Source organism: Kurthia sp. Dielmo (assembly GCF_000307285.2).
Classification (GTDB): Bacteria; Bacillota; Bacilli; order Bacillales_A; family Planococcaceae; genus Kurthia; species Kurthia populi.
In genome coordinates this window covers 20720-33357 of record NZ_HE578956.1, presented here as the reverse complement: position 1 = coordinate 33357, position 12638 = coordinate 20720, and the positions used below count along the sequence as shown (strand labels likewise).

The 12638-nt window shown below is 40.1% G+C and carries 15 protein-coding genes and 1 riboswitch; of the genes, 7 read left to right on the top strand and 8 right to left on the bottom strand.

The window, feature by feature from the left end:
* Nucleotides 1-19 precede the first annotated feature (19 nt).
* The 5 genes from KTHG_RS00655 to KTHG_RS00635 form a co-directional block, all read right to left on the bottom strand.
* Nucleotides 20-517 carry a PepSY domain-containing protein gene (locus KTHG_RS00655; protein ID WP_020188984.1) on the bottom strand — a complete coding sequence of 166 codons (498 nt, stop codon included), beginning with the start codon at nt 515-517 and terminating at the stop codon, nt 20-22.
* A 98-nt stretch (nt 518-615) separates the two neighbouring features.
* The gene (locus KTHG_RS00650; RefSeq protein ID WP_020188983.1) at nt 616-1116 is read right to left on the bottom strand and encodes a PepSY domain-containing protein; all 501 of its coding nucleotides are present in this window, start codon (nt 1114-1116) and stop codon (nt 616-618) included.
* A gap of 10 nt (nt 1117-1126) precedes the next feature.
* A complete protein-coding gene (locus tag KTHG_RS00645) occupies nt 1127-2461 on the bottom strand; it encodes a sensor histidine kinase (RefSeq protein ID WP_020188982.1) in 1335 nt (444 codons plus the stop codon).
* Between the two features lies 1 nt (nt 2462).
* Nucleotides 2463-3143: a response regulator transcription factor gene (locus tag KTHG_RS00640; protein ID WP_020188981.1), complete on the bottom strand. Its 681-nt coding sequence runs from the start codon at nt 3141-3143 to the stop codon at nt 2463-2465.
* Between the two features lie 115 nt (nt 3144-3258).
* Complete coding sequence (locus KTHG_RS00635) at nt 3259-4086, bottom strand: undecaprenyl-diphosphate phosphatase (RefSeq protein ID WP_020188980.1); 828 nt, start codon at nt 4084-4086, stop codon at nt 3259-3261.
* Nucleotides 4087-4288: 202 nt separating this feature from the next.
* Between KTHG_RS00635 and KTHG_RS00630 the strand changes: the two genes are divergently transcribed.
* The 6 genes from KTHG_RS00630 to KTHG_RS00605 all read left to right on the top strand — a co-directional run bounded on the left by KTHG_RS00630 (nt 4289) and on the right by KTHG_RS00605 (nt 9174).
* Nucleotides 4289-4648 (top strand): lmo0954 family membrane protein, encoded by a 360-nt coding sequence (locus tag KTHG_RS00630; protein WP_020188979.1) that lies wholly within the window; start codon nt 4289-4291, stop codon nt 4646-4648.
* Between the two features lie 21 nt (nt 4649-4669).
* Complete coding sequence (locus KTHG_RS00625; protein WP_020188978.1) at nt 4670-5305, top strand: PspA/IM30 family protein; 636 nt, start codon at nt 4670-4672, stop codon at nt 5303-5305.
* 84 nt (nt 5306-5389) lie between these two features.
* On the top strand, nt 5390-6070 hold the full coding sequence (gene liaF / locus KTHG_RS00620; RefSeq protein WP_020188977.1) for a cell wall-active antibiotics response protein LiaF: 681 nt from the start codon (nt 5390-5392) through the stop codon (nt 6068-6070).
* Nucleotides 6067-7089 (top strand): sensor histidine kinase, encoded by a 1023-nt coding sequence (locus KTHG_RS00615; protein ID WP_020188976.1) that lies wholly within the window; start codon nt 6067-6069, stop codon nt 7087-7089. The genes liaF and KTHG_RS00615 overlap by 4 nt, the downstream gene beginning before the upstream one ends.
* Nucleotides 7086-7715 (top strand): response regulator transcription factor, encoded by a 630-nt coding sequence (locus KTHG_RS00610; protein ID WP_020188975.1) that lies wholly within the window; start codon nt 7086-7088, stop codon nt 7713-7715. Before KTHG_RS00615 ends, KTHG_RS00610 begins: the two co-directional genes overlap by 4 nt.
* Nucleotides 7716-7887: 172 nt before the next feature.
* Complete coding sequence (locus KTHG_RS00605; RefSeq protein WP_020188974.1) at nt 7888-9174, top strand: helix-turn-helix transcriptional regulator; 1287 nt, start codon at nt 7888-7890, stop codon at nt 9172-9174.
* Between the two features lie 120 nt (nt 9175-9294).
* On the opposite strand, the gene KTHG_RS21025 is transcribed toward KTHG_RS00605, so the two are convergent.
* Complete coding sequence (locus KTHG_RS21025) at nt 9295-9447, bottom strand: hypothetical protein (protein WP_020188973.1); 153 nt, start codon at nt 9445-9447, stop codon at nt 9295-9297.
* A 188-nt stretch (nt 9448-9635) separates the two neighbouring features.
* Between KTHG_RS21025 and KTHG_RS00600 the strand changes: the two genes are divergently transcribed.
* Entirely contained in the window at nt 9636-9866 is a 231-nt protein-coding gene (locus KTHG_RS00600; protein WP_020188972.1) for a hypothetical protein, read from the top strand.
* Between the two features lie 54 nt (nt 9867-9920).
* Here KTHG_RS00600 and KTHG_RS00595 read toward each other — a convergent pair whose 3' ends face one another.
* Both KTHG_RS00595 and KTHG_RS00590 read right to left on the bottom strand, forming a co-directional pair.
* Nucleotides 9921-10910 carry a homoserine dehydrogenase gene (locus KTHG_RS00595; protein WP_020188971.1) on the bottom strand — a complete coding sequence of 330 codons (990 nt, stop codon included), beginning with the start codon at nt 10908-10910 and terminating at the stop codon, nt 9921-9923.
* A gap of 236 nt (nt 10911-11146) precedes the next feature.
* Nucleotides 11147-12421 carry an O-acetylhomoserine aminocarboxypropyltransferase/cysteine synthase family protein gene (locus KTHG_RS00590; protein ID WP_020188970.1) on the bottom strand — a complete coding sequence of 425 codons (1275 nt, stop codon included), beginning with the start codon at nt 12419-12421 and terminating at the stop codon, nt 11147-11149.
* Between the two features lie 101 nt (nt 12422-12522).
* Nucleotides 12523-12628: riboswitch (SAM riboswitch) on the bottom strand.
* Nucleotides 12629-12638: the final 10 nt, after the last annotated feature.

Here is a 12638-nt window from a genome sequence, read left to right as displayed (position 1 = left end):
TTGTTTTTGAAGGTTGCAATTAATCGCGATCGTCACGCTCATAATCTAAAATTTTTCCTGTTTTTGCGCTAATTTCTAGCTCATACTCGTAGTTTCCTTTTACAAGTTCTACTTCATATTTGCCATCATCTAATTCGATTTTTACGACTTTCGCATTCGGTACTTTTTTCAGCGCAATTTTTTTCGCTTCTGCACGTGAAATGTTCGCTTTTTTCACTGGCTCATAGTCTTTATCAGTGATATAGGCTTTGCCGGTACGTTTTTTCACTTCGACCTCATAGACATAATTCCCTTTTCGGATATCAAACTCATATTCACCATCATCTGCGTTACGGTCTGCTTCGATGATTTTACCATTCACTTTTTTTAGTGCAATTTTTTTTGCTTCTGCAAAGCTAACACTTTTCGCTGATGCAGTCGTTGGCGTTGCATCACCTTGTCCTGTTGCGGCATAGCCGACAATACCTGATAATCCAATTGTTGTTGCTAAAACAGTCGTTGTGAATATTTTTTTCATTTTTCATCCTCCTAGTTTGTTATGCCTCTTGCTACTTTTTACTATAAAGGTTAAAAATGAGAGTGCTTGGTGAGAAACATTAGAATTTGATGAGAAAATCATTCATCCCATGTAATCGATAAAATTTCACCCGATAATGCATGAATTTGGAATACTGCTTCCGCTTCGTCGCCATCAATTTCAATTAAATAATAGCCGCCATCTGATGTGCTACGATACGATAATGCATCTACTTCTCCTTTTAACTCTTTGTTTGCAATCGCAATCGCCTCTTCATCTGTTAGTACTTTTGTTGTCGATGTCGTCTGTTCTTTTTCAGGCGCGCTATAGCTTCCTGCAATTTTCACTAGCTTATTCACATGCCCATCAAGCTCATCAACGGTCATATCATAGGTCACGCCATCTTTCTTAAAACGGAAAATAACCTGGTCATTCTCCTGCGCGACATACTTCGGCTTCACATCATATGTTAATTGAATACGCTCAATTAGCTCCTCATGGGATAAAGGCTCTGGCTTAATGGTCTCTGCCCACACGAAATAAGCGCTCCCGCTCACCACAACTAACACTAAAATAACTAGCATAAGTGTTTTACGCATCCAATCCCTCCTACTCATATGGCACATAGCAGTGTAGTGTTGTTCCTTGTCCTACTGTGCTCTCAATTTCAAGCTTCACATGTAATCGCGTTGCTAATTCTTTCGCAATCGCAAGCCCAAGTCCTGTACCACCAGACTTGCGATTACGGTCCTCGCTCACACGATAAAAGCGCTCAAAAACTTGCTTCAATTTATCTTCCGGAATCCCTTCGCCGTAATCACGTACTTGAATATGCACATGAGTAGGCTCACGCGTCGCCGTCAATTCAATCATGCCTTCGCTATAGCGCCTTGCATTATCTAAAAAAATAAATACGAGTTGCTTGAGCTTCGTCTCATCTGTAATGCATGATGCCTCGTCCGCGCTTACGCTATAGCGCGCACCATATACCTGCGTCAGCTGATCTGCCATCTCTTCAAGCATTTTCTTTATATCAACGTCTTCAAAGACAATTGATTGCTCATTATTTTTTGCGAGCGCAAGCATTTGTTCCATCATCACCTTCATGCGTTTTGATTCGCCAGCAATGGCCTCAATGGCTTCCTGTGTAATTTCCTCATTCGCTGTACCACGTCGTTTTAATAAGCTTGCATAGCTTTCTATAATCGTCAGCGGCGTGCGTAGTTCATGCGATGCATTAGATAAAAATTGCTCCTGCTTGCGATAATTCTCTTCAATTTGTGCAATCATGCCATTGAATGTATGGCCCATTTCATATAGTTCATCACGCCCTTTAGAAGTGATTGGTAATGTTTCAAACTCACCTGTCTGCTTGTTTCGGCGCATCGTCTGAATCAAACGCTCAATCGGCTGTGTAATGACGCGAGCAAGCGCCATATTCGATAATAAAATTGGCAACATTGCAAGTACGGTCACAATTGTTAACACAAGTCGCAGCATATATAAATTACGCTCCGTCTCCTCTAATGATTGTGACATTTGAAGCTCCGCAATTTCTCCGTTCTCCCAAATAAATGGTGTGCTCGTACTCATAAACGGCGTATCATCCGCCAAATGAATCGCATAGGTAGCACCTTTTTCAAATGTAGGTTTAAAATCTTCTAAATCAGAGGTTGTCTGCACTGTTAAGCTTTTTTTACCTGGCTGTACAATCGATACGACACCATCTGACGGCACATATGCCCGTAGCATTTCCGTCGCCTCATCGCGATTATCCGTTCCTTGTAAAAGCGTAATCAAATCCTCGCCACGCTTAATTACATGTGATGCCTCGCTGTCATAGGTCATCTTTTCATAAACGTAGTAAACAGCTAAATCCGTACAAATAAGCATGAGTAGCATGAGGGCTGTTGTATACGTATGAATTTTTGTTCTTAGCTTCAAGCTACCCCTCCTTCAATACATAGCCGACACCACGTACGGTCTGAATTAGTTGGGATTCTAGTTTCTGGCGTAAATAACGCACATAGACATCGACCACATTCGTATCCCCGTAATAATCATAGCCCCATACCGCATCTAAAATTTGCTCACGCGTTAAAACCTGCTTCGGATGTGCAATAAAATAGGCTAGTAGTTCAAATTCACGCTTTGTCAGCTCAACTGGCTCCCCTTGCCACGTCACCTCACGCATTTGTGTATGTAGACGCAACTGGCCTGCCGTGAATAAATACGGGTCGGCTTCTTCAAGCGCCTCCTTTTTACGAAAACGTAACGTCACACGAATTCTCGCAAGGAGCTCCTCCATTTCAAAGGGCTTTGTAATATAATCGTTAGCACCGAGGTCAAGCCCTGCCACTTTATCGCTCACTGCATCCTTTGCGGTCAATAGTAACACCGGCGTGTCATATTCCGTTGCCCGAATACGCTTTAATACATCTAGGCCATTCATCTCTGGCAGCATAATATCTAATAAAATTAAATCCCATGACTGCTCGCGATACAAAATTAAGCCATCCGTCCCTGTATGCGCGACACCCGTTTCATAGCCTTCAAATTGAAGCTCTAGCTCAAGTACACGTGCAATTTTTTGTTCGTCCTCAATAATTAAAATACGCTCACCCATCGACTCACGATCCCTTGTGTTTTTTCTTCATTTTAACAGGTATTTCTTAGAACACGATGAGAAAAAGCATAAAAAAAGAGGTTCGGATGTCCGAACCTCTTTATAGTTTCTTCTATTATAAGAAAACAATAATCGCTAAAATAATCGCCACCACAATACGGTAGATGGCAAACGGCACAAGTTTAACGCGGTCAATCAATTTCAGGAAGAATTTGATTGATAATAACGCAAATATGAAGGCACTAATAAAACCGACTGCATAAAAGCCCATATCAGCTGGATTAATTTCGTTCCAGTGCTTGATAAGTGATAAACCACTCGCACCCGCCATAATTGGCACCGCCATAATAAAAGTGAAGTCTGCGGCTGTTTTGTGATTTAAGCCAAATAGTACACCACCAGAAATCGTTGAACCTGAACGTGAAAAGCCTGGCCATAATGATAGACATTGTACAAGACCAATAAAGAAGGCATTTTTATAGCTCAGCTGGTCCAGTGATGTAATGCGTGGCACTTTCGGTCCTAGCTTATCCGCTGCAATCATTAAAAATGCACCGACAAGTAAGCCAATGATAACCGTTTCGATGCTAAACAAATGCTCATCGATGAAATCTTCGAATAATAAACCTAAAACGCCTGCAGGAATAATCCCGATTAAGACGTGAATCAAATTGAAATGATTGGATTTGGTTTGTCCTTCAATATGATACAAGCCAATCAAACTTAAGATACGTTTCCACATCACGACAACAACGGCCAAAATCGAGCCGAGCTGAATGACAATTTTAAATGTGTTGGCAGATGAGTCGCCTAAAAACTCACTCGTTTTTAACCACATATCATCCACAATAATCATATGCCCTGTAGATGATACAGGCGCAAACTCTGTCATCCCTTCAACGAAGCCAAGGATGAGCGCTTTTAAAAATTCAATAAACTCCATAATGTCTCCTTTTTCTATCCATAGAATGTGGGATTATCATAACACAACTTCATAGCAGATTTCTTTTACGATTATGTAAAAAAACACCTGTCTTAGCCAAACTCAGCCTCTAGACCTAGATGAAAATCCATTTGTAGACCGTTAAGAAACAATAGAAATCCACGTATGATAAAGATACAAATAACGAAGGAGGCACATGAACATGAAAAAATTTGGTTTAGCTCTTCTCGGAATCATTGCCGGGATCACAATTTTAGGAATGCTTGGCCCGCTTGGAGGACTCTTGTTTTCAGCAGCCATCGCTTACGCAGGAATTCACTTCTATATTAAATCAGATACTACTTTCTCAAAAGTCGTATGGGCTCTAGTAGCCATTGCTGGTGCATTATCAACTATCGCAAACTTCCCAGGATTACTTGGCTTAGTCGCTATCGCATTACTTGTCTACGTCTATAAAAAAGGCGATTGGGGTAGCAAAAAATTAGCACCAAAAGCCACAAAAACAAACGCAAATGACCCATTCCAAAACTTTGAAAAAGAATGGAACAACTTAACAAAATAATGATTATGAGGGGGACTCACAATGAATTTATTACAACGTTTAAAATACGCGATTGAGTCGGATTTCAAAGTTGAAGCATCACCTGAAAATCCATTAGCGCGTTTGAATCAATATATTAACGAAGCAGAAGCACAAACAAATGATACGAAAAAATATTTAGAACGCCAAGTATCACTTAAGCAGCATTTAGAAGCACAGCTTACAAAGGCACAGGAAATCTTAGCAAAGCGTGAAGAACAACTACAACTTGCAAAACAGGCTGGTGAACAGGACTTAATCGTATTCGCAGAAACAGAGCAAGCTGTCTACACAAGCCGTGTGCAATTACTGTCTCAATCAATCCACAACACAACAAATGAATTGATTGCGCTTGAACAAAAACATGAGCAAATGAAGCATAAAATCGAGGATATGAAAATTCGTCAGCTTCAGTTAATGGGGTATGAAAATAATGTCCGCGCAAATTACCATATGGACGCGATGTTAAATCCTGAAACACAGAAACATGTGTCAACAGTAGATGACATGCGTTACTACATCGACAACTTACAATCACCTACACAGGTAGTCGATCCAACAAGCTCATTAGAAGCGCGCCTAAATGCCCTTCAACATGAAGCACCAAAGCAATTACCAACATTGGAAAAAGGCGAATAAATATTATACACTTGAAAGCAGGAAGTCGCGCAATTGCGCGTTTTTCTGCTTTCTACTATACATAAAAAAGGAGGGGACCTTACGATGACACAGCGCACAAATACATTTACGATTTTCTTTCTTGTTGCACTCATGCTGATGTTTGTAGAAGGATTTTTATTTGGGAATGGCAATATTTTCTTCGCATTCTTTGGCGTACTTGGCGTGATTTTTGCGATTAAGAAAAAGAAACGCACGATTTTTTGGATTAGCGCCGGTATTATTGTGCTCGTACTTATATCCATGTGGAGCATGCGTCTTATCGTCCTCGCCATTTTAGGATACGTCATCTTTAAAATGATGCGTAAAGAGCCAGTAGAGTTTGATTTTTCAAGCTATAAAGGCGCGGCAAATACGAAGAGTAATCCTGTTATCGCATTTGATTCAATGAATACAATGGAATCATATGAATGGCGTGATGTGCACATTCAAAATGCGGCAGGCGATATTATTATCGATACGACTTCTACGATTTTACCGAAGGATACGTCACTTATTAATGTGCGCCAAGGCTTTGGTAAAACAACCGTCTACGTGCCGTATGAAATTCCTGTACGCATTCATTTCAACACATTATTTGGTGAAGTTCATGCCTTTGACAATCAATACAATCGATTATTTAATGAATCGATTATGCTACAAGACGGGGCTAAAATCGATACACCGCAGCAATTAATTATTACCGTTTCAACATTCCTTGGCGACTTGGAGGTTGTACGAAAATGACAAAACTCATTATGCGCTTTATCGCGTTTCTTCTATTATTCACAGTAACCTTTGTACTCATTGGCTTTTTCTTTTGGCATACGCCGCAAGGATTCCTTATTTTACTCGAAAAGAAATATTTAGAACTATCGTATGCTGTATGGCTAGCCATCATCTTTAGTGCCCTTAGCTTATTTATTTCATTCTGGTCGATTTCACTCACGCAGCAGCGTGATTACACGTATGGGCAAATGCTAGATCAGCTACTAAGAAATAGCGCGGCACTACCGAAAAAACGTGTATTACCACGCAAACAAACCGCACAAATTGCGGAGCTTGCAGAATTAATTCAGACACAGAAAAAAAGTCTACAACGCTTAATTAATGACGATGCGAAAGCGAAGGAAGCGATGATTGAGGAACAAGTTATTCAAGAACGTCAGCGCCTCGCACGTGAATTACATGACTCCGTATCCCAGCAGTTATTCGCCGCTTCGATGCTGTTATCAGCAATTAATGAAACCATTGATGTAAACGAAACCTCTGCAAAGCAGCTACAGCAAACGGAAAAAATCGTGCAGCAGGCACAGCTCGAAATGCGTGCCCTACTGCTCCATTTACGCCCTGCTGCCTTAAAAGGAAAAACACTTGCAGAGGGCATGAACGATTTATTAATGGAATTACGTCAAAAGGTACTGTTTACGATTCATGAACGCATCGAGGAAGTAACATTACCAAAAGGTGCTGAGGACCATGTCTTTCGTATCGCGCAAGAAACGTTATCGAATACACTACGACACTCAAAAGCAAGCGAGGTTGATTTATTATTAGTCGAACGCAATAAACGCGTCATTTTACGCGTGCAAGATAATGGTGTCGGCTTTGAATTAGATGATGACACACATGGTGGCTCGTACGGCTTACGTAATATCGAGGAGCGCACCATCGAAATTGGCGGGACATGTAAAATCGTCTCTGTCCCTAATCAAGGCACGATTATCGAAGTTCAAATCCCAACCGAACAGGAGGAAACGACATGATTCGTGTATTATTAGCCGATGATCATGAAATGGTCCGTATTGGCGTGTCCGCTTACTTACAAGCACAGCCAGATATGGAAGTTGTCGCTGAGGCAGAAAATGGAAAGCAAGCTGTTGAAAAGGCGCTCGAAACTCGCCCTGATATTATTTTAATGGATATGGTGATGCCCATTATGACGGGCGCTGAGGCAACGGCTGAAATTATTAAGCAATGGCCCGATGCGAAAATTATGGTCGTCACAAGCTTTTTAGATGATGATAAAGTATACCCTGCACTTGAAGCAGGTGCGATTAGTTATATCTTAAAAACGACCAACGCGAAAAGTATCGCAGACGCTATTCGAAAAACATTTGATGGCACGTCGGTATTAGAGCCGGAAGTTACAACGAAAATGATGCAGCGTATGCGTCAGCCTGAGCGTGAACTACATGAAGATTTAACAGAGCGTGAATCTGAGGTGCTGTTATTAATGGCGCGTGGTATGACAAATCAGGAAATCGCCGATGAACTCTTCATCGCCTTAAAAACAGTTAAAACCCATGTTAGTAATATCCTCTCTAAACTCGAGGTGCAAGACCGTACACAAGCCGTTGTGTATGCATTCTCACATCATTTAGTGAATTAAGTAGCTGCTCCTGTGGCTGCTTTTTTATTTTTCAGCACCCTAATTTTCTCTAAAAAGTCGTATCCTATTTTTTACAGGATGTTTTTTTGTAAAAATGAGTTTTTCGAATAGTAAAAACCGCCATTTTTCGCTATTATAAGGACATCCTAATTTAAATAGAAAGGGTTTTCATTTGAACATCGGGCAAAAAATCAAATTGCAACGACTCAAACGCCATATGACACAACAACAGCTTGCAAAAGGGATTTGTTCTACTTCCTATCTTAGTAAAATCGAAAAAAATCATGTCGTTCCAAAACAAGAAATCAAGAATGCTTTATTTAAACGCCTTGATATTCAAGATTCCTTATTTGAAATAGATGAACAGACCTTTATGCATAATATTCAAACAGCTTACCATGCTGTTTTATCGATTCAAACAAAAGAACATGCACGTATTGCGTACAATACATTTTATAGCACACCAATTTCGTTAAAAAATCCACAAAACTTTTATACAACAAATTTATATTTATGTTATTTTTCAATTATTGCAGAAGAGCCTCTCGAGAATGTGCAGCCTCTCGTTAATGGACTTTTAGCAATTAAAGACAACTTCACACCGTATCAAAATTTTTTATACCATGCGATTTATGCTAAGTTTCTATTTAAGCAAAATAAATTTGAAGAAGCAAAATCAGCTGTTTTTAAAGCCTTTAAAGTGATGAATATAGACACAATTGAAGAAATAGAGTACGCCACATTACTAGTACTTGAAGGGCAAATTCATTTTCGTCAGTACGAACATGGTAATGCCTTTTCTCGTACACGAAAAGCACTTGATATTTTCTTAAATAATCATGCGCATGAGCAGATTTTAAAGACCTATAATTTTTTGGGCTTAATCAATCTACAATTCGGCAACTATGAATACGCCTTAAAATTTTTAAATACCGGCTATGACTACGCTGTGCAGCTCGCGAAAAAACATCATTATGGTCAGTTACTGCAAAATATCGGCTACACATATGCACGTATGCAAGAGTCTAAGCGTGCAATTCACTATTATCGCCAAAGCTTAAAAAACAAAAAGGACCCAATGAAGCAATTGATTACAATTCATTCCCTAGTAAAAGAATATTCAAAGGTTAATCAAACCGAGCAAATTACAAAATGGTGTAATTATGGCCTTGCGTTAATTAATAAGTACGGGTTAGAAGATGAAGCGCGCAGCTACCACTTTCATTTTCATATTTATCCAATGCTTCATGACCTGGATGATTTTAAACCGTATTGCTTAGAAAACGCGATTCAGCATTTTAGTGCCATCAAAGACGATCGCAACGTTCAGAAATATGCGCTTGTATTAGCTGAAAAGTATGAAGCATTAGAAAACTATAAAAAAGCTGTTAGCTATTATCATTTAGCAAATGAGGCTAGTTTTTCTGTACGTGCTATCAAAGCTTGGCAAGACCTATAACATAAAAAAACGACACTGCGATCAACACACAGCGTCGTTTTTTTCAATTGAGTAAAGCACATTACTCATTTATTCGGACCGCTATTTCTATCCACTGAAAATAGCGCTTTATCGTTCTACTTATGGAATTAAGTTCATCACAAAGTTTGTAACGTGTTGTAGTGACGTAAAATTAAATAGTTGTTGCGAACAAAACAGCATACTGAAACCAGCCAAAACTAGCGAAAATACAGAACCAACTAAAGCACCTTTTGTCGGTGATTTAATAGACATGAATAGCGGACCCTCCCGTACGTTTTTTACTTACTGCTAGTATACGGGATTAAAATTTCAATTATATGACAAAACGCTTACGTTAACATTAAATCCATTGTCATTTGTAAAAAACACGTTATAAAAGATCTAATGCAAGCCTTTTCATTTTTCGTTATAATTGCTCATAGAAAAGAAGGTGCACACATATGTACAAAACCGTAGCACAAACGGCAAAAGATATTCATATGTCAGAATCACAAGTCATGCGCTATGTGCTGCATGGTCGTATTCGTTCTGTTTATGATGGCGAACAATTTTTAATTAATAGCCAACAATTCACGACGTATTTTGAACAACTTGAACAATTAAAACATGAAATCGACATTTGGAAGGCAACGCCGATTCCAGAGGACATTGATATTAAAGATGAAGATTAAAAAAGCATGTGAGATGGTAATTCGACAAACCCTCTCACACGCTTTTTTATTGTATTAAGCTAAAGATACTGCTTTTTCAGGCTTCGCTAACATATCTGCATAATCTTCCATCATGACACTAGCTGTTGGATACATACCTGCACCCGGTCCAACCATTGTTAATGTGCCAATATAGTTTGTATCAAGGGTTACCGCATTGTTGACGTCATCAATCGCATATAGCGGATGATCCGCTCCAACAAGCTGTGGGCCTACTTTAGCAATAATTTCACCCGTTGCCTCGTCGCGATACGCATCTGCTACGTGGCGATAGCGTAATCCTTGTGCTTTTGCCTCTTCTACCTGTTCAGATGAAATACCATCAATACCTACAACCTCTACTTTATTCCAATCAGGTTGCTCACCAAATGCTAGTGCACAAAGAATCATGAGCTTACGGAATGCATCCTCACCCGACACGTCATTATGTGGATCAGCCTCCGCATAGCCTAAATCTTGTGCGGCCTTTAGCGCGACATCAAACGGTAATTCCTCTGCGCGCATTTGCGTTAGGATATAGTTTGACGTGCCATTTAAAATGCCTTGCACTTGTTTTACTTCATTGACGCGTAGTAGGTTTTGCATCGTTTTAATAACAGGCACGCCGCCCGCCGTCGTTGCCTCGTAGCCTACTTGTACACCTTTTTTCTTGGCCTTTAATTGTAGTTCTTGACCGTATCGTGCAAACATCACTTTATTCGCTGTGATAACGTGACATCCCTTTTCAATCGCTTGATCTAAGTAACCATACGCTGGGTCCTCACCTACAATACCTTCAAACACGACCTCTAAATCTGGAATCGCTAAAATATCGTCAAATGACTCTGTAAATAGTGAAGAATCAATACCTTCACGTACTTTTGATGCGTCACGCACTAAAATTTTTGCGACTTCAATTTCTACGCCTAACGTTTGTTTGAAATGCTCACGACGTTCATGAACGATGTTGTAAATGCCTTGTCCAACCGTACCGAAACCTAAGATTGCTGCCTTGACTGATGTCATATTTGTTCGCCTCCAAATGCTTTTTCTTCTAAACGCTCTTTTTGTACTTACTGAGAGTACAAATGTTCCTTCATTAGAAACAATTATACTTAGTTTAGACGATAAGGTGCATAATTTCAAGAAAATTCTTTCTTCAATGGACAATTGTCTCCTCTAGGCGGTCACAAAGTGTTCAATGGACAAACGAATGAGTTAGCCATTTTTTCTGTTGGTGGCGAATGAGCCGAGTTGATTTTTTAAATACTTGCGAATGCTTTTTCAAGCGCTGCAATAATGTCATCGGCGTTTTCTAAACCGATCGATAAACGCACAAGTTCCTCAGGCACGCCTGAAGCAATTAATTCTTCTGCGCTTAGTTGCTGATGTGTTGTCGATGCGGGGTGGATAATTAGTGAACGCGCATCGCCAACATTTGCGACATGTGAGAATAATTCAACTGTATCGATTAACTGACGACCTGCCTCGCGTCCCCCTTTAATACCAAATGTTAATACGGAGCCGGCACCATTTTTTAAATATTTTTTTGCAAGTGCAGCATTTTCACTCGTTTCAAGACCGTTGTAGCGAACCCATTCTACCTTGTCATGCCCGTCTAAAAATGCAGCAACTTTTGCGGCATTTTCATTGTGACGAGGTACACGTAAATGAATCGTCTCTAAACCTTGAATAAAGTTGAATGCAGCATCTGCACTTAATGTCGGACCGAAATCACGTAATAAAATGACACGAAGGCGCGTCGCAAAGGCGGCACTCGCTGCATCAATACCGTAACGAATCCCATGATATGAAGCATCTGGCTCTGTATAATCTGGGAATTTACCACGCGTCCAATCAAATTTACCTGCGTCGACAACAACGCCACCAATCGTTGTACCATGGCCACCAATCCATTTTGTCGCAGAGTGAATAACTACGTCTGCACCGAATTCGATTGGATTTGAACCGATTGGTGATGCGAATGTATTATCAATAATTAATGGAATATCATGCTTATGTGCAATGTCTGCTAATGCTTCTAAATCAGCAATGGTAAGACTTGGATTCCCAATTGTTTCAGCGTAAATCGCTTTTGTATTTTCCTGAATCGCTGCTTCAAACTCAGCTGGATGACGCTCATCTACAAAGGTCGCTGTAATGCCGTAGCGAGGCAGTGTGTTGGCGAATAAATTATATGTACCACCATATAGACTATTAGCTGCAACGATATGGTCCCCCGCACGCGCAATATTTAAAATCGAGAACGCAATGGCCGCCATACCTGATGATAGCGCTACTGCTGCTGTGCCACCTTCAAGAAGTGCGACACGCTTTTCAAATACATCGACTGTTGGATTCATAATACGAGAATAAATATTCCCCGGCTCCTCTAATGCGAATAACTTACGCGCATGTTCAGAGTCATTAAACTTATAGGCCGTTGTACGATAAATCGGTACTGCAATAGCACCTGTTTCTGGATCTGGCGTTTGGCCACCGTGGATTGCGATTGTTTCTTTTTGAAATTCTGTCATATTCATTTCCTCCTAAAATTTTTCGATGGAACATCGGGAGAAAGAAGGAAAAATAAAAAACCCTTCTTCATAAGAAGAGGGTTGTATAAGCAATAGTCCTCCCCTTATCTTTCAGATCCGATTCAATCTGTAGGATTTAGCACCGTAGTAAAAATACTGGTTGCCGGGCATCGCAGGGCCTATTCCCTCCGCCACTCTTGATAAAGGTATATGATTT

Bases quoted from the DNA above. Each gene is read 5' to 3' on its own strand.
- KTHG_RS00625 (WP_020188978.1), top strand. From the start codon at position 4,670: ATGAATTTATTACAACGTTTAAAATACGCGATTGAGTCGGATTTCAAA.
- KTHG_RS00640 (WP_020188981.1), bottom strand. From the start codon at position 3,143: ATGGGTGAGCGTATTTTAATTATTGAGGACGAACAAAAAATTGCACGT.
- KTHG_RS00595 (WP_020188971.1), bottom strand. From the start codon at position 10,910: ATGACATCAGTCAAGGCAGCAATCTTAGGTTTCGGTACGGTTGGACAA.
- KTHG_RS00600 (WP_020188972.1), top strand. From the start codon at position 9,636: ATGTACAAAACCGTAGCACAAACGGCAAAAGATATTCATATGTCAGAA.
- KTHG_RS00635 (WP_020188980.1), bottom strand. From the start codon at position 4,086: ATGGAGTTTATTGAATTTTTAAAAGCGCTCATCCTTGGCTTCGTTGAA.
- KTHG_RS00655 (WP_020188984.1), bottom strand. From the start codon at position 517: ATGAAAAAAATATTCACAACGACTGTTTTAGCAACAACAATTGGATTA.
- KTHG_RS21025 (WP_020188973.1), bottom strand. From the start codon at position 9,447: ATGTCTATTAAATCACCGACAAAAGGTGCTTTAGTTGGTTCTGTATTT.
- KTHG_RS00610 (WP_020188975.1), top strand. From the start codon at position 7,086: ATGATTCGTGTATTATTAGCCGATGATCATGAAATGGTCCGTATTGGC.
- liaF (WP_020188977.1), top strand. From the start codon at position 5,390: ATGACACAGCGCACAAATACATTTACGATTTTCTTTCTTGTTGCACTC.
- KTHG_RS00650 (WP_020188983.1), bottom strand. From the start codon at position 1,116: ATGCGTAAAACACTTATGCTAGTTATTTTAGTGTTAGTTGTGGTGAGC.
- KTHG_RS00615 (WP_020188976.1), top strand. From the start codon at position 6,067: ATGACAAAACTCATTATGCGCTTTATCGCGTTTCTTCTATTATTCACA.
- KTHG_RS00630 (WP_020188979.1), top strand. From the start codon at position 4,289: ATGAAAAAATTTGGTTTAGCTCTTCTCGGAATCATTGCCGGGATCACA.
- KTHG_RS00590 (WP_020188970.1), bottom strand. From the start codon at position 12,421: ATGACAGAATTTCAAAAAGAAACAATCGCAATCCACGGTGGCCAAACG.